This window comes from Micromonospora sp. WMMD729 (assembly GCF_049315225.1).
Lineage (GTDB): Bacteria > Actinomycetota > Actinomycetes > Mycobacteriales > Micromonosporaceae > Micromonospora.
On record NZ_CP186059.1, the window covers coordinates 5,713,658 to 5,732,247 of the forward strand.

An 18,590-nucleotide genomic window follows, 5' to 3' on the forward strand; every position below is an offset into this window, starting at 1 on the left:
GTGGCGATCGGGTGTACCAGGTGCGTAACGTGCCGGACATGGCCTATCGGACCTGGGGCAGACTGCTGCTCACGGCGCTCGGGGTGAGCGTGCTGGCTGGAGCCGGCCAGCTCGGCGTCGCGTACGGCTTCGGCATCGTCCGGCTCACCGGCGCCTTCACCGGCTCGACGGTCAACCAGTGGCCGGCCCAGCTCGTCTGGGTGGGCTGGTTCGCCGCGAACGCCGCCGTGGCCGGCGCGGTCCTGACCGGACGGCTGGCCCGCCGGGACGTCCCGCCGGCCAGCACCGGCCGGCACCTGGCCATCGGGGGTGCCGCCGCGCTCGGCGCGACCGCCGTCGCCCCGCTCTGCATGCAGCCCGCCCGAGCCGCCGAGTTGATCTCGGTTGACCCGGTCTGGGCGGTCGGCATCTGCGCCATCCTCGGCGCGGTCATCGGCGCGGGCGCGGCCATCGCCGTACTGCTCCGGCCGGAACTGGGCTGGAACATGGCGGCCGTGGCCGGGACGATCTGGCTGCTGGCGCTGGTCTCCGTCCTGCCGTCGCTCGGCACGACCGGTCCGCTGCCCACGGTCCGGCTCGGCGTCCTCGAACCGAACTGGCTGGACGACGCCGCCGCGCAGCGCCTGGCGTTGCTCGTGCTGCCTCTGGTGGCGCTGCTCGCGGGCACGGCGACCGCCGGGCTGGCCCGCTGGCGCGGCCAGCTCCCGCTGATCAGCGCGGCGACCGGGGTGGCCGGTCCGGTGCTGGTGGCTTTCGCGTACCTGACCGCCGGCCCCGGCGACGCCGTCGACCGCTACCAGACGACCCCTTACTACGGCGCGCTGATCGCCGTGCTCGCCGGTGCTCTCGGGGCCGCGGCCGCCGCCCTGCTGCGCTGGCCGCTCGGCGTCCGCGCCGCCGGTTCCGAAGCGATCGCACCCACCGACATCCTGCGCCCGCTGCCCACCGGCCCGACGCTGCCCGGCGACGAGCCGGTGACGTCGGCCGACGGCCACCCCGACACCGAGCCCGTCGACGGGCAACTGGCCGGGACCGGTCCGGGTCCGCGCGCCGGTGCCGACACCGCCGGGGTACGCACCGTCCCCGCCCACTGGGACTGGCCGTCGATCACGGCGAGCGGCCAGCACGGCCCTGCCCCCGCCGACGCGGTGCGCGGGGGTACGGCCGCTCCGTCCGCCGGCACCGGCCAGCGGGCCGACGCCGGCCTGTCGGCAGGCGACGCCGCGACCACGGAGGCGTTGGCCGACGGCGAGCGGTACGACCGCACACCGGACCGCCGCGCCTCCTGGCTGACCGATCCGACCGGCGAGTTCACCGCCGGGCGGCAGCCGTCGCGCCGCGACGCGGAGCCGACCGCCGGTGCCGTCGAGCCGATGCCCACCGTCCCGGCGTCCGCTGCGCCAGTGTCCGGCCCGGGCGCGACGGCCGGCGTCAGCCCGAGGCCCGACGCGGACGACGACAAGCCGACCGGCGGCGACGCGACCCGCCGGGACGAGTCGGACAGCGACCGTACGGCGGCCAGCACCCCCGCAGGCCCGCTCACCACGGGCAGCGTCGACACCGCGGTTCCCGACGACAGTGGTACCCCGGACTCCGGCGGCGCGGACTCGCCGACCACGGACCCGGCCGTCACCCCGGGCACGGGCGCGACCGTCACCCCGGACGCGAAGAGCGCGGGCACGTCGGGCACGGACCGCGCCGCCGGCGACGGCACGGTCGAGGTGTCCACGCCCAAGCCGCGCCGTCCGCGCAAGGCGAAGTCCGTGCCGACCGCCACCCCGGCGGACACGGCCACCGACGACGCGGCCGCAACCGACGGGACGACCACCGACGACGCGGCCGCAGCCGACGGGACGACGGCCACCGACGAAACGGCCGCTCCGACCGGTGTACGCGCCCGGCGGGCGACCCGCGCCGGCAAGGGCACCACCAGCGCCGACGCCGCCCGACCGCTGGACCGGGACGCTTCGACGCCGGACCAGACGGCTCCGAGCCCCGAGCCAGCCGCCCGGACGGGCGGGGACCCGCGGGCCGAGGCAGCGGGCGCGGGGAGCTCATCCGCCACGTCGCCGGACACCCCCGTCCGGGCCGACGATGCCGTGCCGACCCCGACCGCCGGTGCAGGCCGCACCGACCCGGCCGAGGACGGCCCGGGTGGTTCGCTGTTCGGTGCGGTCGCGGGGGCCGACCGGTGGACGCCTGCGGCACCCACCTGGGCGGCCACCTCCTCGGGGCCCACGGCGGCGGCCGATCCCGAGCCCTCCGCCGCGAACGCCTCCGACGACGCACCGGAGTCGACCGACCGGATGCCCCGCTTCCGGCACCGGCCACCGCTGCCCGACCTGAGCCGGGTGCCCAGCTGGGACGCCTTCGACACCACCCGTCGTACCCGGACAACGGACCCGGGCACCGGAACGTCGGACCCGAGCGGATCGTCCGCCAGGGCCACCGGTAAGCCCGACCCGGCTACCGGTACGACCGGGCCGGCCAGCAGCACGATCGGCCCGGACGAGGCGGCCAGCGCGCTGGCTGCCCTGGCGAGGTCCATCGTGCCGCCGTCGATCCCTCCGGTCCTGCCGGAGCAGGGCGGCGCGTCCACCACCGCCGGCACGCCGGAGGGGGACACGGGAGGGACGTCCACGGACGACGCCCGGCAGTCCTCGCGGCGGGGACGGCTCGGTGGCCTGTTCCGGCGTAACCGGGCGCGAACCGACGAGGAGAGCCGGACCGCGCCCGACGCGGCCGAGCCCCTGCCCGCGCAGGACGAGGAGTTCGTGGACTGGGTCGCCGGCCTCGGCAAGCCGGTCACCGACAACGAGCCCGAGCAGGAGAGCGGCCGCCGCTCGCTGCGCTCCACCGGCCGGCATCACCGCGACTGAACTGATCGACTCGGGTTCCGTGCAGCCGGGCCAATCCAGTCGCGTGGATGCCCCGACGTCACCGAACCCGAGTCGATCGTCTCCCGCCGGTCCCGGCGAGCCCGGTCAGGCCAGCGGCAGGTAGACCTTGCCGCCGCCGGAGACGAACTCCGCCGACTTGTCCTTCATGCCGCGGGCGGCGTACTCCTTCAGCTCCTGGGTGATCTTCATGGAGCAGAACTTCGGGCCGCACATCGAGCAGAAGTGGGCGGTCTTCGCGGGCTCGGCGGGCAGGGTCGCGTCGTGGTACGAGCGCGCGGTCTCCGGGTCGAGGGACAGGTTGAACTGGTCCTCCCAGCGGAACTCGAACCGCGCCTTCGACAGCGCGTCGTCCCACGCCTGCGCCCCCGGGTGCCCCTTGGCCAGGTCCGCCGCGTGGGCGGCGATCTTGTACGCGATCACGCCGGCCTTCACGTCGTCCCGGTCCGGCAGGCCGAGGTGTTCCTTCGGGGTGACGTAGCAGAGCATGGCGGTGCCGAACATGCCGATCATCGCGGCGCCGATCGCCGAGGTGATGTGGTCGTACGCCGGCGCGATGTCGGTGGTCAGCGGCCCGAGCGTGTAGAACGGGGCCTCGTGGCACCACTCCTGCTGAAGGTCCACGTTCTCCTTGATCTTGTGCATCGGCACGTGGCCCGGGCCCTCGATCATCACCTGCACGTCGTGCTCCCAGGCGACCTTCGTCAGCTCGCCGAGGGTACGCAGCTCGGCGAACTGCGCCTCGTCGTTGGCGTCCGCGATCGAGCCGGGCCGCAGCCCGTCCCCGAGCGAGAACGTCACGTCGTAGCGCGCGAGGATCGCGCACAGCTCGGCGAAGTTGGTGTAGAGGAAGTTCTCCTCGTGGTGCGCCAGGCACCAGGCCGCCATGATCGAGCCACCCCGGGAGACGATCCCGGTCACCCGGTCCACGGCCAGCGGCACGTACGGCAGCAGCACGCCCGCGTGCACGGTCATGTAGTCCACGCCCTGCTCGGCCTGCTCGATGACCGTCTCCCGGAACACCTCCCAGCTCAACTTCACCGGGTCGCCGCCGACCTTCTCGAGGGCCTGGTAGATCGGCACCGTCCCGATCGGCACCGGCGAGTTCCGCACGATCGCCTCGCGGGTCTCGTGGATGCGCTTACCGGTGGACAGGTCCATCACGGTGTCCGCGCCCCAGCGGGTCGCCCAGGTCAGCTTCTCCACCTCCTCGGCGACCGACGAGCTGACCGCCGACGTGCCGATGTTGGCGTTCACCTTGACCAGGAACGCCTTGCCGATGATCGCCGGCTCGCACTCCGGGTGGTTGACGTTGAGCGGCAGCACCGCCCGGCCGGCGGCGATCTCGGACCGCACCAGCTCGGGGTCGACGTTCTCCCGGATCGCCACGAACTCCATCTCCGGCGTCACCACACCGGCCCGCGCGTACGCGAGTTGCGTGGGTCGACGACCGTCCACCCCGGCCAGCGGCGTACCCGCGCCCCGCACCGGGGCCACGTCACCACGCTCGGCGATCCACGGGCCGCGCAGCGCCGGCAACCCCACCTCCGGGTCCGACCCCGGGCCGGACGTGTCGTAGAGCCGTACCGGCGGAAGGTCACCGGTCAGCGTCACCTCCGCGAACGGCACCCGCAGATCCGGCCGCGACCCCTCGACGTACACCTTGCCTCGTGCCTGCATGACAACCTCCCTGGTGATCAGGCGGACCAGCCGAAGTGATCCAGCGGTCCGCGCCCCGCGCCCAGCTCCCAGCCCCGCCCGCCGGTCAGCGCGCGGAACACGTACTCCTTGGCGGCCTGCACCGCCGCCGGCACCGGATCGCCCAGCGCGAGTCGCACGGCGATGGCCGCCGAGAACGAGCAGCCGGTGCCGTGGGTGTGCCGGGTGTCCACCTGGGGACCGCGCAGCAGGGTGGTGACGCCGCCGCCGCACAGCACGTCGACCGCCTCGTCCCCTTCGACGTCGCCGCCGGTGACCACCACGTACTCCGGGCCGCCGGCGGCCAGTGCCTCGGCGGCCAGGACCATCCCCGCCACGTCGTCCACGCCGCGTCCGGTGATGGCCGCGGCCTCCGCGCAGTTCGGCGTCGCCACCCGGGCGTACGGGAGCAGCCGCTCCACCGCACCCACCACGCCCAGCCGGTGCCCACTCGTGGCGACCAGCACCGGATCGACGACGAGCTGGGGCAACCGGCCGTCCCGTGCGGCCTGGGCCACCACGTCGGCGACGGCGGGCGTGCCGAGCATCCCCGTCTTGACCGCGCCCACGGTGAAGTCGGCGAGCACGCTGTCCAACTGCTCCTCGACCGTGCGCGGCGGCAACGGCAGGACGGCGTCCACACCCCGCGTGTTCTGTGCGGTGACCGCCGTGAGGACACTCGTGCCGTACGCGCCGAGCGCCGCGAAAACCTTGAGGTCGGCCTGGATTCCCGCGCCTCCGCCGGAGTCTGAGCCGGCGATGGTCAGGGTGGTTTTCGGGGTCATCTCTCCTCTTTGGTTGCGCTTTGGGGCTGCGGCCGACCGTGCCCACTCCGGGCGGTCAGGCTTGATCCCTGCGTGGGCACGGTCGGCCGCAGCCCTGACGTGGAGACCTGCGCGGGGCAGTTGCAGCTCTCGCGGGTGACCGCCTTGGCGAAGGCGCTTGTTAGTTGGTGGGCTGTTTCTGTGGGGTCTTCTGCTCGCATGAGGGCGCCGAGCACTGCTACTCCGGCGGCTCCTGCTTGCACGCAGGCGGTTACCTGCTCCGGTGTCTCCACTCCGCCGAGGGCGAGGACGGGCAGCGGACTGCTTTCGATCAGCTTCCGCAGTCCCGCGGCTTCCAGGGGTGGGCCGTAGCCGGGTTTGGTTCTGGTGGGCCAGATTGGGGAGATCGTGGCGTAGTGCTCGGTGGTGAGGCGGTGCAGTTCGGTCTCGTTGTGGCAGGAGCGGCCGACCAGGCGGTGGGGTGGCGGCGGGTACGGGCCGGCGGCGGGCAGGTGCACGGCGTCACCGCCGAGCGGGTCGGGGCCGGCCACGACGAGGGTCCCGCCGACGTCGGCGAGGATCGCGCGCAGGTCGGCGGCGAGGGCGGCGCGTTCGGTGCGCGGCAGATCCTTCTCCCGCAGCACCACCCAGCGCACTCCCCCGGCGACCGCCGCCGCCACGACCCGGTCGAGCCCAGCGGACGCGACCAGACGATCCGTGAGCAGCACGACCCCCGACGGTGCCGATCCCGTCACAGGTCCGGTCTTCCCTCGTCCGGAGTGGACGCGAGGGCGTGGAAGCGCCGGGCGATCCGACCCGCGCCGGCGGCGAGGCGACCGGCCTCGACGGCGTACCGCATCGCCGTGGCCATCGCCACCGGATCGGCGGCCCGGGTGACCGCGCTGGCCAGCAGGACGGCATCGCAGCCCAACTCCATGGCCAGCGCCGCGTCGGACGCGGTGCCGATGCCGGCATCGAGGATCACAGGCACGTCCACGCTCTGCCGGATCAGCCGGATGTGGTGCGGGTTGCCGATACCGAGCCCCGAGCCGATCGGCGCACCGGCAGGCATCACCGCGGCGCAGCCCACGTCGGCAAGGCGGCGGGCGAGCACCGGGTCGTCACTGGTGTACGGCAGCACGGTGAAACCGTCGGCAACGAGTTCCTCGGCGGCGCGCAGCAACTCCACCCCGTCCGGCAGCAACGTCCGCTCGTCGCCGATGACTTCCAGCTTCACCCAGTCGGTGTCGAACGCGTCGCGTGCCAGCCGGGCCACCTTCACCGCCTCGGTGGCGGTGTGGCAGCCGGCGGTGTTCGGCAGCAGCCGTACGCCGCACCGGTCCAGCAGGTCCAGCAGCCCACCGCCGGTGCCCGGCGCGGTGTCCACCCGGCGCAGCGCCAGCGTGACCAGTTCCGTGCCGGACGCCCGGATCGCCTGTTCCAGCACGGTGAGGTTCGCGGCCCCACCGGTGCCCAGGATCAACCGCGAGCCGAACGTTTCCCCGCCCAGGTCGAACGGCATGCCGCTCACCCGCCCTGCGCGGCCGTGAGCACCTCGACCCGGTCGCCGTCGCGCAGCACCGTGGCCGGCCAGCCGGCCCGGGGCACCACCTCGCCGTTGACCGCGACCGCGACGCCCCGCTGGTGCGGTACGACGTCGCGGACCAGGTCGGCGACCGACGCCCCGCCGGGCACGCTACGCCCGGCTCCGTTCACCGTGAGCTCCATCATTCCTCCTCGAAACTGCGCATCGGGTCGGCGAACCGGTCGGCGCCGAAGCCGGTGAGCAGCGGGTCGGGCACTCCGGTGCACACCAGGTCGGCGATCGCCTCGGCGGTGACCGGGGTGAGGACGATGCCGTGCCGGTGGTGTCCGGTGGCGGCCAGCACGCCCGGTCGGCCGGGCAGCGGCCCGAGGATCGGCGCGTTGTCCGGGGTGCCGGGCCGCAGCCCGGCGACGGCCTCCACCAGGTCGTACTCGGCCAGTTCGGGCAGCAGGTCGATCCCGGCGCGCAGCAGCCGCTGCACCGCACCGGCGGTGACGGTGGTGTCCGCCCGCTCCTCGACCGTCGCGCCGAGGACGACCTCGCCGTCGGCGCGGGGCACCAGGTAGACGTGCTCGCCGTCGGCGTACCCCCGGATCACGTGCCGGAAGCCCGGCGCGACGCCGCCGGGCGCGCGCAGCCGGAGGATCTGGCCCTTCACCGGCCGCACCGGCAGGCCGGTGAGGGCGGCCGCGCCGCAGCCGGCCGCGACCACGGTGACCTCGGCATCCACATCGGACAGCCGCCGGACCGGCCGGGGCACGAACGTCACGCCGGCCCGCCGCGCGGCGGTGCCCAGCGCCGGCACCAGCAACCGGGGGTCGACCTGGTGGTCGGTGGGCGCGAGCGCGCCGCCGCGCACCCGGGGGGCGAGCGCCGGTTCGCGGTCGCGCAGCTCGCTGGGGCGCAGCGGCGTCACCGGCAAACCAAGACCCTGTTGGTACGCCCACAGCCGGCGCGCCTCGGCCAGATCGTCGCCGGTCAACCCGACCATCAGGGTGCCCTCGGTCCGGTAGCCGATCGGCGTGCCGCTGGCCTCGGTCAGCTCGGCGGCGAACCCGGGCCACCGGGCGGCGGACGCCACCAGCAGCTCGGTCAGCCGCCGTTCCCCGAAGTACGCCTCGGCGACCGGGGAGAGCATCCCGGCGGCGACGGCCGACGCCCCCGATCCGGGTGACGGGTCGTACACCTCGACGCGCAGCCCACGGGTGGCACAGCGCCACGCGACGGCCAGTCCGATCGGACCCGCACCGACCACCGCCACGTCGGTACGCGTCACGCCAGCGCCCGCAGCAGCTCGGTGGTCGCCCGCGCGGGGTCGGCGGCCGAGGAGATCGCCCCGACCACGGCCACCCCGTACGCCCCGGCGGCGCGGAGCGCCGGCACCCGGTCGGCGGTCACTCCCCCGATCGCGATGACCGGCACGTCGACCGCGTCGGCGACGTCGCGTACCCCGACGGAACCGATGGGATCGGGCAGACCGGCCTTGGTGCTGGTGGCGTGGCACGGGCCGACGCCCAGGTAGTTGGCCCCGGCGACGACCGCCTCGAGCGCGGTCCGGGGTTCGCGGGCGGTGGCGCCCAACACGCCGGTGGGGCCGAGCACGTGCCGGGCCGCGGCGACCGGCAGGTCGTCGGCGCCGACGTGTCCACCGGCGGCGCCGACCGCGAGCGCCACGTCCAGCCGGTCGTTGACCAGGCACGTCGCCCCGTACGGCGCGGCCAACGCCAACACCCGCAGGGCCAGGTCGTACGCCTCGCGGTCGGTGGCCGAGTCCTCGACCCGGACCTGCACGACGAGGTCGGCGCGGGCTGCCGCGAGGGCGGCGCGGACCACGGTGAGTGGGTCGCGCCCGGGTCGGGTGTCGGTGATCAGATGCAGTCGCCCGAGGGACGGCACGGCAACGCTCCTCCCTGCGCCGGCATTACCCGGATCAGGTTCGACGGTCGGGGGCTGTCAGCCCCCCTCTCAGCCCGGTACACCGGGCTCCCGTGGGTTACTTGCGTGTCACCGTACGACAGTTCCGGCGCGCTGCCAAGGGACGGGTCGGCGGCCTCGGCGCGGGAGATCGATCGGGGTGCTTTCTCCGGTCCTGTTCGGAATGTCGCCCGCCGTTGCAGAACCGTTACCCGCCGGCATCTTGCCGGACATCGATGCAGCAGAACTAATTTGTTCAGCGATTCGACAAAATGCCGGCGTGGACGCCCTGGCACGGCGTCCCCACCGGCTCCATCTGGGACGGTCTTCGGCGAGCCGGCCCCGCGAGTCCTGTCCACCGCGACATTGGAGGCGGCGTGTCCCGTTCTCGTCGTGCCCGTGTACCACTCACCGCTACCCTGTTGTCCCTGGCCCTGACGTCGACGGCCCTTCTCGGGTCCCCGGCGCAGGCAGCTCCGACCGGAGCGCAGATCCCCGCGCGAGACGTGCCTGTCGCGGCTCCGCTCTCCCAGGCGGTGCCGAAGGCACCGAAGGCCGCAGCGGCCGACCCCTACTCCGTCCTGGTCTTCTCGAAGACCGCCGCGTTCCGCCACGACTCCATCCCCACCGGCATCGCCGCCATCCAGCAACTCGGCGCGGCGAACGGCTTCACGGTGGACACCACCGAGGACGGTGCCGCGTTCAGCGACGCCAACCTCGCCAAGTACAAGGCCGTGATCTGGCTCTCCACCACCGGCGACGTGCTCAACGCCGACCAGCAGGCGGCCTTCGAGCGGTACGTGAAGGCCGGCGGCGGCTACGTCGGCATCCACGCCGCCTCGGACACCGAGTACAGCTGGGCCTGGTACGGCGACCTGGTCGGCGCGTACTTCAACAACCACCCGCAGAACCAGCAGGCCACCGTCAAGGTGGAGGACCCGGCCCACCCGTCCACCGCCGGGCTGCCGGAGCGCTGGTCCCGGTTCGACGAGTGGTACAACTTCCAGACCAACCCGCGGCCGGACGTGCACGTGCTGGCCAGCCTGGACGAGAAGAGCTACACCCCGGGCGCCGGCGCGATGGGCGCCGACCACCCGACGGCGTGGTGCCAGGACTTCGACGGTGGCCGCTCCTGGTACACCGGCGGCGGTCACACCCGTGAGTCGTACGCCGAGCCCGAGTTCCTCAAGCACCTGCTCGGCGGCATCCAGACGGCGGCCGGCGTGGTCGACGCCGACTGCGGCGCGTCGAAGACCGCCAGCTTCGAGAAGGTGACGCTGGACAGCAACACCAGCAACCCGATGGAGCTGGACATCGCCCCCGACGGGCGGGTCTTCTACATCGAGCGCGACGGTCGGGTGCAGATCATCAAGCCGGACACCGGCAACACCGTCACCGCCGTCGACCTGGACGTCTTCACCGGTAACGAGGACGGCCTGATCGGCATCCGGCTCGACCCGGACTTCGCCACCAACAAGTGGGTGTACCTGTACTACGCCCCGAACGACAACGTGTCGCGGAACCTGCTGTCCCGGTTCACCGTGACCGGGGACACCATCGACCTGGCGAGCGAGAAGCAGGTGCTGCGGGTCGACACCCAGCGCAACACCTGCTGCCACGCGGGCGGCAGCATGACCTTCGACAGCGCCGGCAACCTCTACCTGGCCACCGGCGACAACACCAACCCGTTCGAGTCGAACGCGTACGCGCCGCTGGACGAGCGCCCGGGTCGCCAGGACTACGACTCGCAGCGCACCTCGGCCAACACGAACGACCTGCGCGGCAAGGTGCTCCGGATCCACCCGGAGGACGACGGTACGTACACCGTGCCGTCGGGCAACCTCTTCGCGCCGGGCACCGAGAAGACCCGTCCCGAGATCTACGCGATGGGCTTCCGCAACCCGTTCCGGATCGGCACCGACCCGAAGACCGACACGCTGTACGTCGGTGACTACGGGCCGGACGCCAACTCGAACAACCCGGACCGGGGCCCGCGCGGTCTCGTCGAGTGGAACGTCGTGACCCCCGGCAACTACGGCTGGCCGTACTGCACGGGCACGAACGAGGCGTACAACGACTACACGTTCCCGTCCGGCCCGAGCGGTCCGAAGTTCGACTGCGCCGCGCCGGTGAACAACTCGCCCAACAACACCGGTCTGACCAACCTCCCGCCGGTCATCCCGGCCACCGTCGACTACGGCTACGCCGGTGACGCGCGGTACCCGGAGATCGGTGGCGGTGGGGCTCCGATGGGCGGCCCGGCCTACCGGTACGACGCCAACCTCAACTCGACCCGCAAGTGGCCGGCCTACTACGACGGCAAGGCGCTGCTGGGCGAGTGGAACCAGAACAAGATGTACACGATGCAGATGACCCCCGACGGCAAGTCGTTGGTGGACATCAACCAGTTGCTCCCGGGCATGTCGATGATCCGGCCGATGGACTTCGAGTTCGGTCCGGACGGCGCGCTGTACCTGATCGAGTGGGGCAGCGGCTTCGGCGGCAACAACGACAACTCCGGGGTCTACCGGATCGACTACATCGCCGGTGACCGTGCGCCGATCGCCGCGGCGGCCGCCAACCCGACCTCGGGTCCGGCCCCGTTGACGGTGGAGTTCTCCAGCGCCGGTTCCCGGGACCCGGACGGTGGCACGCTCACCTACGCCTGGGCGTTCGGCGACGGGCAGACCTCCACCGAGGCCAACCCGACGCACACGTACGCGACGGCGGGCAACTACACCGCCCAGCTCACCGTGACCAACCCGAAGGGCCGTACCGCGGTGGCCAACGTGCCGGTCACCGTGGGCAACACCGCGCCGACGGTGACCATCGAGTTCCCGCCGGACGGTGGCTTCTTCAACTGGGGTGACCAGGTCAACTACACGGTCAAGGTGACCGACCCCGAGGACGGGCAGATCGACTGCTCCAAGGTCAACCTCCAGGTGCTGCTCGGTCACGACGAGCACGCCCACCCGCTGGAGCAGCACACCGGCTGCACCGGCACGGTCCAGACGTCGCTCGCCTCCGGGCACGGCGCCGAGGCCAACGTGTTCGCGGTCTTCGAGGCCACCTACACCGACAAGGGTGGCGCGGGCGGTTCCGGCGCGCTCACCGGCCGGCAGATCGAGATCCTGCAGCCCAAGCAGAAGCAGGCCGAGTACTTCTCGGCCACCGGGCGGGTAGCCGGCAGCACCGGCGGCGGCGACGCCGGCGTGCAGCGGGAGACCGGGTCGGACACCGCGGGTGGCGGCCAGAACATCGGGTTCATCGAGGACGGCGACTGGTGGTCGGTCGTCCCGGCGAACCTGACCAACATCACCGAGATCCGGTTCCGGGCCGCCTCGGCCGCCGCCGGCGGTGTGATCGAGGTCCACGCCGGTGCGGTCGACGGACCGATCGTGGCCACGGCCACCGTTCCGGCGACCGGCGCGTGGCAGACGTACACCGACGTGAGCGCGCCGGTGACCGGTGCCGCGAGCGGCGGGCTGTACTTCGTGGCCCGCGACCCGAACGGCGGAACCGGTTCGCTGTTCAACGTCAACTGGATGGACTTCGTCGGTCGCGGCGTCACCGAGAACGGGCCGCCGGTGGTCACCGCCACCGCGACCCCGGGCAGCGGCACCGCGCCGCTCACCGTCGCGTTCGACGGCACCGCCACCGACGCCGAGGGCGACACCCCGCTGACGTACGCCTGGGACTTCGGTGACGGCGGCACGGCGTCCACCCTGGACGCCAGCCACACGTACACCAGCGTCGGCTCCTTCACGGCCACCCTCACGGTGACCGACAGCAAGGGCGCCAAGTCGTACGCCACGGTGCCGGTGCGGGTGAACGCTCCGGACACGTCCTGCCTCGGGGCGCGTTCGGACGACTTCAACGGCAACACGCTGGACAAGAGCCGGTGGACCACGGTGGTCCGGGAGAACCAGCTCTACTCGCTCAGCGGTGGCGCGCTGAAGCTGCCCACCGCGGTGGGTGACCTCTACGGCTCCCGTAACGACGCCACCAACCTGGTGCTCCAGCCGGCGCCGACCGGCGCCTGGGAGATGACCACCAAGGTCACGCTTCCGGTGACGGCCAACTACCAGCAGGCCGGTCTGCTGGTGTACGGCGACGACGACAACTACGCCAAGGTGGACCTGCTCTACAACGGCAGTCGTCGGGTGGAGTTCATCCGGGAGACCGCCGGGACGCCGCGCAACGAGTCCGCGGACGCCGCCAACGCACCGGCGGGTGACACCGTGTACCTGCGGGTCACCAGCGACGGGACGAACCTGACCGCCTCCTTCTCGGGCGACGGTCAGACCTTCACCCCGGTCGGCCGTTCGGCCGCGCTCGCCGGCATCACCAACCCGCGGATCGGGGTCTTCGCGCTCAACGGAGGCACCGAGGCGCCCGTGGTGGACGCCGCGTTCGACTCGTTCGTGGTCACGCCGGACGCTCCGGCCGGCCCGGTCGAGCCGTCGGACGAGTTCACCGGCACCACGCTGGACAAGTGCCGGTGGGACGCCATCCTCCGGGAGGACCCGAACGGCTACCGGGTGACCGACGGCGCGCTGCGGATCGACGTGCCGAACGGTGACATCTACGGCACCGACAACACCGGGCCGAAGAACTTCATCCTCCAGACCGCGCCCTCGGGCGACTGGACCCTGGAGACGAAGGTCGACGGCAGCCTGCTGAACGAGCAGTACCAGCAGGCCGGTCTGATCGTCATGGCCGACGACGACAACTACCTGAAGTTCGACTTCATCGCGGACAACCAGGCAGGCCAGGCGGTCACGCGGCGGATCGAGTTCCGCAGCGAGATCGGCGGGACGGTGCAGAGCCCGCAGCCGGAGGCGACCAGCCTCACCTCGGCGGTGTGGTACCTGCGCCTGGCCCGGGTGGGCGACACCTTCACCGCGTCGTACTCGGCTGACGGGACGACCTGGACCGCGTTGGAGGCGCTGACCAACAGCGCGGTGGGAGCCACCCCGAAGGTGGGTCTGTTCACCCTCGGCGCCAACCAGACGGCGTCGAAGACGGCCGCGTTCGACTACTTCCGGGTCAGCACGAAGGTGGCCGACGACAAGGCGCCGGTCACCACCGCGACGGTGTCCGGCACCCCCACCGACGGGTGGTACACCGGCCCGGTGACGGTCACCCTGACCGCCGCCGACGAGGCCGGCGGCAGCGGGCTCGCCGGCACCGAGTACCAGCTGGACGGGGCCACCGCCTGGACGGCGTACAACGCCCCGGTGGCGATCAGCGGTGACGGCGAGCACGAGCTGCGCTTCCGCTCGACCGACAAGGCCGGCAACGTGGAGTCGACGAAGACCGTCACGGTCAAGATCGATGCCACCGCCCCGGTCACCACGGCGACGTTCGCTCCGGCGAACGACGAGGGCTGGCACAACGGGACGATCCCGGTGGTGCTCGCCTCGACCGACGCCGGTTCCGGGGTCAAGACGGTCGAGTGGTCGCTGGACGGTGGCGCCTGGACGCCGTACACGGAGCCGGTCGAGGTGACCGGTGACGGGCAGCACGAGCTGCTGTACCGGGCCACCGACAAGGCGGGCAACGTCGAGACGCTCAAGTCGGCGATCCTGAAGATCGACGGCAGCAAGCCGACGCTGCTGGTCTCCGGCATCGCCGACGGCCAGCTCTACGGCGACAGCCAGGACGTTCGGGTGTCCTGGCAGGCCGTGGACCCGACCTCGGGCATCGCGTCCGTGGTCGGCCAGCTCGACGGCAAGACGTACGCCAGCGGCACCCTGCAGGCCATGTACGAGCTGTCGCTCGGCCTGCACGAGCTGACCGTCACCGCGACCGACAAGGCCGGCAACAAGACGACCTCGAACGTCCGGTTCTTCGTCACCACCTCGTTCCGGGACATGCAGTTCCTGCTGGACCGGTTCAAGGCGACGGGGCGGTTGTCGGCCAAGGCGCACAAGCAGTTGACCGCCAAGCTCGACGCGGCCCGCCAGGCCGAGGCGGCCGGCAACGACAACAAGGCGATCAAGCAGCTGACCCAGTTCCGGGACCTCGCCACCGACGCCACCCTGGTGGCCGAGGCCGAGATCCGGGACACCCTCACCCGGGACGCCGACGCGATGATCGTGCGGCTCGGCGGGACGGCCAGCAAGGCCGGCGTCAAGGCCAATGACGGCGAGCCGGTCAAGGGCACGGGACGGCTCGGTGGCGACGCCACCCGGCTGGCACCCGGTCGCCAGCTCTGATCCGACCGAGGCCCCTTCCCGACGCTCCGGCGTCGGGGAGGGGCCTCCCTCATCAGGCCGTGTGTCAAAGCCCTCGGTCGGGCCGAGGACTTTGACACACGGCCTAGGAAGGAGACGTCCGTGACGCGTATCCGCACGGCGGTCGCCGCCGTCCTCGCCGGGCTGGCCCTGGCGCTGGTCGCGGCGGCTCCGGCCGCCGCACGGGCCGACAAGTTGAAGCTGGTGGTGGCCGGTGACGGCGCCGTCGGGGTGACCATCCAGGCCACCTACGCCGACGGCCGCCGGCTCGACCAGGTGGTGCGGTTGACCCTCACCGCCGTCGGCCCGGACAAGCAGCAGGTGGGTCCGGTGCAACTGGAGCCGGCACCCGAGGGTCAGGGCTTCTACAGCAGCGGTCCGGTGCTCACCCCCGGCACCTGGCAGGTGACGGTGAACGCCCCGGCGCCGTACGGCACCAAGACCACCGCGACCGTGCAGGCGCAGGTGGCCCAGAGCCAGCCGCCGCCCACCCCGGTGGCGCTGAACAAGCCGACCGGCGATCAGGGCGTTGCCCGATGGTGGCCGCTGGCGGCGGCCGGGCTGGTGCTCGTCGCCGCCGCGATGGCGGTGGCCATGCTCTTCGGCCGCCGCCGCGCCGCCGACTGACCGACACCGACACCGACGACGAAACGGGCCGGGCCGCAACCAGCGACCCGGCCCGCCGTCATCCGCCCCCGCCCGACCGGCGGCCGTCCGACCGGGCTTGATCGACTCGACGTCAAGGAAATCGCGCTTTCCGGGCCAGCGGACACCCCGCCATCCAGAAACCGGAGTGGATCAAGGCACGCCCCGCCCCGACGCGCCTGCCCGGTCCGCCCGGCTCAGAGGATCTCGCGCAGGGCGGTCAGGTCCTCGTCGGTGGGCTCCCAGGTACCGGCGGCGGCGTTGGCGTGCACCTGCTCGGCGCTGGTGGCGCCGGCGATCACCGAGGTCACCGCGGGCTGGGCGGCCAGCCCACCGATCGCCACCTGGAGCATGGTCAGACCCCGCTCGTTCGCGTACGCCTCGATGGCCTCGATGGTGTCCCAGTCGGCCGCCGCGAACCGCTCGGCGTACCGGCCGCCACCGGAGAGCCGGCTGCCGGCCGGGGGCTGCTCGGTGCGCTTGTACTTGCCGGTGAGCAGGCCGTTGGCGAGCGGGAAGAACGGCAGCATGCCGAGGCCGAACCGCTCACAGGCCGGGATGACCTCGGTCTCGACCGAGCGCTCCAGCAGGCTGTAGTGGTTCTGCGCGCTGATGAAGCGGGCCCGGCCGTTCGACGACGCGACCCAGTCCGCGTCGGCGATCTGCCAGCCGGCGAAGTTGGAGTTGCCCAGGTAGCGCACCTTGCCGTCGCGGACCAGGTCGTCCAGGGCGGCGAGGGTCTCGTCGATCGGCGTACCCGGGTCGGGCTCGTGCATCTGGTACAGGTCGATGTGGTCGGTGCCGAGCCGGCGCAGCGACGCCTCGACCGCGCGGGCGATGTAGCGGCGCGCGCCACGGGCTCCGAAGTCCGGCCCGTTGAGGCCGTGCATGTCCATGCCGAACTTGGTGGCCACCACCACGTCGTCGCGGCGTCCCTTGAGCGCCTGCCCGAGCAGCTCCTCCGAGCCGCCCTGCGGCTCGCCGTAGATGTCGGCGGTGTCGAACAGGTTGATCCCGGCGTCCAGGGCGGCGTCCACCACCGCCCGGGTGCCGTCGAGGTCCAGCTTGCGGCCGAAGTTGTTGCAGCCGATTCCGACGACGGACACCACGAGCCCGGAGTCGCCCAGCCGGCGATAGGTCATCTCAGTCACGAGATCCACCCTATGCCGGCCGGACGCACCCACGCCCGGCGACCGATCAGCCGACGTCCCAGACCGGCTCCGGGGTCTCCACCACCTCGTTGTCGCCCCGGAACAGCACGAACCGGTCGAAGGACCGGGTGAACCACCGGTCGTGCGTGACGGCCACCACCGTCCCCTCGAACGCGTTCAGACCCGCTTCCAGGGCCTCCGCGCTGGCCAGGTCGAGGTTGTCGGTGGGCTCGTCGAGCAGCAGCAGGGTCGCCCCGGACAGCTCCAGCAGCAGCACCAGGAACCGGGCCTGCTGCCCGCCGGAGAGGGTGCCGAAGCGTTGGTCGCCCTGCCCGGCCAGCTCGTACCGGCTGAGCACCCCCATCGCCGCGTGCCGGTCCATCCCGGTGCGGTGTTCGTCACCCCGCCACAGGATCTCGACGAGCGTCTTCTCCAGCAACTCCGGTCGGTCGTGTGTCTGGGAGAAGTGCCCGGGTCGGACCCGGGCACCGAGCCGGGCCGTACCGTCGTGCGCCACCGGCGCGAGCGCCCACGCGCCGTCGACCGGCCCGTTGGCCGGGTCGGGGTCGGTGCCGCCGCGCGCCAGCAGCCGCAGGAAGTGCGACTTGCCGGTGCCGTTGGCACCGAGGACCGCCACCCGGTCGCCGTACCAGATCTCCAGGTCGAAGGGGAAGGTCAGGCCGTCCAGCTCGAGCTGGTCGCAGACGACCGCGCGCTTGCCGGTCCGCCCGCCGGTCAGCCGCATCCGGATGTCCTGGTCCTTCGGGGGTACGGGCGGAGGACCGGCCTCCTCGAACTTGCGCAGCCGGGTCTGCGCGGCCTGGTACCGCGAGGCCAACCCGTCGTTGTACGCGGCCTTCTGCTTGTACATCAGCATCAGCTCGCGCAGCTTCTGGTGCTCCTCGTCCCAGCGGCGACGCAGCTCGTCGAGGCGGGCGTGCCGGGCCACCCGGGCCTCGTGCCAGCTCGCGAACCCGCCCGGGTGCACCCAGGCGCTGCCACCCTCGACGGCGACCACCCGGTCGGCGCTCTGCGCCAGCAGCTCACGGTCGTGCGAGACGTAGAGCACCGACTTCGTCGACTCGCGCAGCCGCGCCTCCAGCCAGCGTTTGCCGGGCACGTCGAGGAAGTTGTCCGGCTCGTCGAGCAGCAGCACCTCGTCCGGGCCGCGCAGCAGCAACTCCAGGGCGAACCGCTTCTGCTGCCCGCCGGAGAGCGTCCGCACCGGTCGGTCCCGGACGCCGTCCCACGGCTGGTCGAGCACGATGGTGGCGACGGTGTCGAAGAGCACCTCGGCGTCGTACCCACCGGCCTCGCCCCAGGCGCCGAGCGCGTCCGCGTACGCCAGCTGCGCCTTGCCCGCGGCGGTGCTGTACTTGCCGCGGGCCTCGGCCGCCCGCATGGCCGCCTCGGTCTCGCCGAGCCGGTGGCCGGCGTCGCGCAGGGCGGGCGGGGCCAGCGACAGAGCCAGGTCGTACAGCGTCGTCTCGTCGCCGATCATGCCGATGAACTGCCGCATCACGCCCAGCCCGCCGGCCCGCGCGATACTGCCCGCGCGTACCGGGAGATCGCCGGCGACCATCCTCAGCAGCGTCGTCTTGCCCGCGCCGTTCGGCCCGACCAGGGCTACCTTGGCGCCCTCACCGACCCGGAACGACACGTCGGCGAAGAGTTCCCGACCATCGGGCAGGGTGTGCCCGACCGCTGCCACGTCCACGTATCCCACGCCGGGATCC

At 72.6% G+C, this 18,590-nt stretch carries 12 protein-coding genes and 1 riboswitch; of the genes, 3 read left to right on the forward strand and 9 right to left on the reverse strand.

Annotation, left to right across the window (positions count from 1 at the left end):
- Nucleotides 1-38: 38 nt before the first annotated feature.
- Nucleotides 39-2,879: a hypothetical protein gene (locus ACN263_RS26170; protein WP_422736942.1), complete on the forward strand. Its 2,841-nt coding sequence runs from the start codon at nt 39-41 to the stop codon at nt 2,877-2,879.
- Between the two features lie 105 nt (nt 2,880-2,984).
- On the opposite strand, the gene thiC is transcribed toward ACN263_RS26170, so the two are convergent.
- From thiC to thiE, 7 genes are all read right to left on the reverse strand, one after another.
- A complete protein-coding gene (gene thiC / locus ACN263_RS26175; RefSeq protein WP_422736943.1) occupies nt 2,985-4,577 on the reverse strand; it encodes a phosphomethylpyrimidine synthase ThiC in 1,593 nt (530 codons plus the stop codon).
- Between the two features lie 17 nt (nt 4,578-4,594).
- Nucleotides 4,595-5,380 (reverse strand): bifunctional hydroxymethylpyrimidine kinase/phosphomethylpyrimidine kinase, encoded by a 786-nt coding sequence (gene thiD / locus ACN263_RS26180; protein WP_422736944.1) that lies wholly within the window; start codon nt 5,378-5,380, stop codon nt 4,595-4,597.
- Nucleotides 5,377-6,114 carry a thiamine phosphate synthase gene (locus ACN263_RS26185; protein WP_422736945.1) on the reverse strand — a complete coding sequence of 246 codons (738 nt, stop codon included), beginning with the start codon at nt 6,112-6,114 and terminating at the stop codon, nt 5,377-5,379. The genes thiD and ACN263_RS26185 overlap by 4 nt, the downstream gene beginning before the upstream one ends.
- Complete coding sequence (locus ACN263_RS26190) at nt 6,111-6,890, reverse strand: thiazole synthase (RefSeq protein ID WP_422736946.1); 780 nt, start codon at nt 6,888-6,890, stop codon at nt 6,111-6,113. Before ACN263_RS26190 ends, ACN263_RS26185 begins: the two co-directional genes overlap by 4 nt.
- On the reverse strand, nt 6,887-7,087 hold the full coding sequence (gene thiS / locus ACN263_RS26195) for a sulfur carrier protein ThiS (RefSeq protein WP_422736947.1): 201 nt from the start codon (nt 7,085-7,087) through the stop codon (nt 6,887-6,889). The genes ACN263_RS26190 and thiS overlap by 4 nt, the downstream gene beginning before the upstream one ends.
- Nucleotides 7,087-8,181: a glycine oxidase ThiO gene (thiO, locus tag ACN263_RS26200; RefSeq protein ID WP_422736949.1), complete on the reverse strand. Its 1,095-nt coding sequence runs from the start codon at nt 8,179-8,181 to the stop codon at nt 7,087-7,089. The genes thiS and thiO overlap by 1 nt, the downstream gene beginning before the upstream one ends.
- The gene (thiE, locus tag ACN263_RS26205) at nt 8,178-8,801 is read right to left on the reverse strand and encodes a thiamine phosphate synthase (protein WP_422736950.1); all 624 of its coding nucleotides are present in this window, start codon (nt 8,799-8,801) and stop codon (nt 8,178-8,180) included. Before thiE ends, thiO begins: the two co-directional genes overlap by 4 nt.
- Nucleotides 8,796-8,905, reverse strand: a riboswitch (TPP riboswitch). (Overlaps the previous gene by 6 nt.)
- Before the next feature lie 291 nt (nt 8,906-9,196).
- On the opposite strand from thiE, the gene ACN263_RS26210 reads away from it, so the two are divergent.
- A complete protein-coding gene (locus ACN263_RS26210) occupies nt 9,197-15,040 on the forward strand; it encodes a ThuA domain-containing protein (RefSeq protein WP_422736951.1) in 5,844 nt (1,947 codons plus the stop codon).
- Between the two features lie 120 nt (nt 15,041-15,160).
- Entirely contained in the window at nt 15,161-15,685 is a 525-nt protein-coding gene (locus ACN263_RS26215; protein WP_422736952.1) for a hypothetical protein, read from the forward strand.
- Between the two features lie 215 nt (nt 15,686-15,900).
- Here the strand turns inward: ACN263_RS26215 and ACN263_RS26220 are convergent, their stop codons facing one another.
- Both ACN263_RS26220 and ACN263_RS26225 read right to left on the reverse strand, forming a co-directional pair.
- Nucleotides 15,901-16,863, reverse strand: coding sequence for an aldo/keto reductase (locus ACN263_RS26220; protein WP_422736953.1), 963 nt, complete (start codon nt 16,861-16,863; stop codon nt 15,901-15,903).
- A gap of 37 nt (nt 16,864-16,900) precedes the next feature.
- A complete protein-coding gene (locus tag ACN263_RS26225; RefSeq protein ID WP_422736954.1) occupies nt 16,901-18,580 on the reverse strand; it encodes an ABC-F family ATP-binding cassette domain-containing protein in 1,680 nt (559 codons plus the stop codon).
- Between the last annotated feature and the right edge of the window lie 10 nt (nt 18,581-18,590).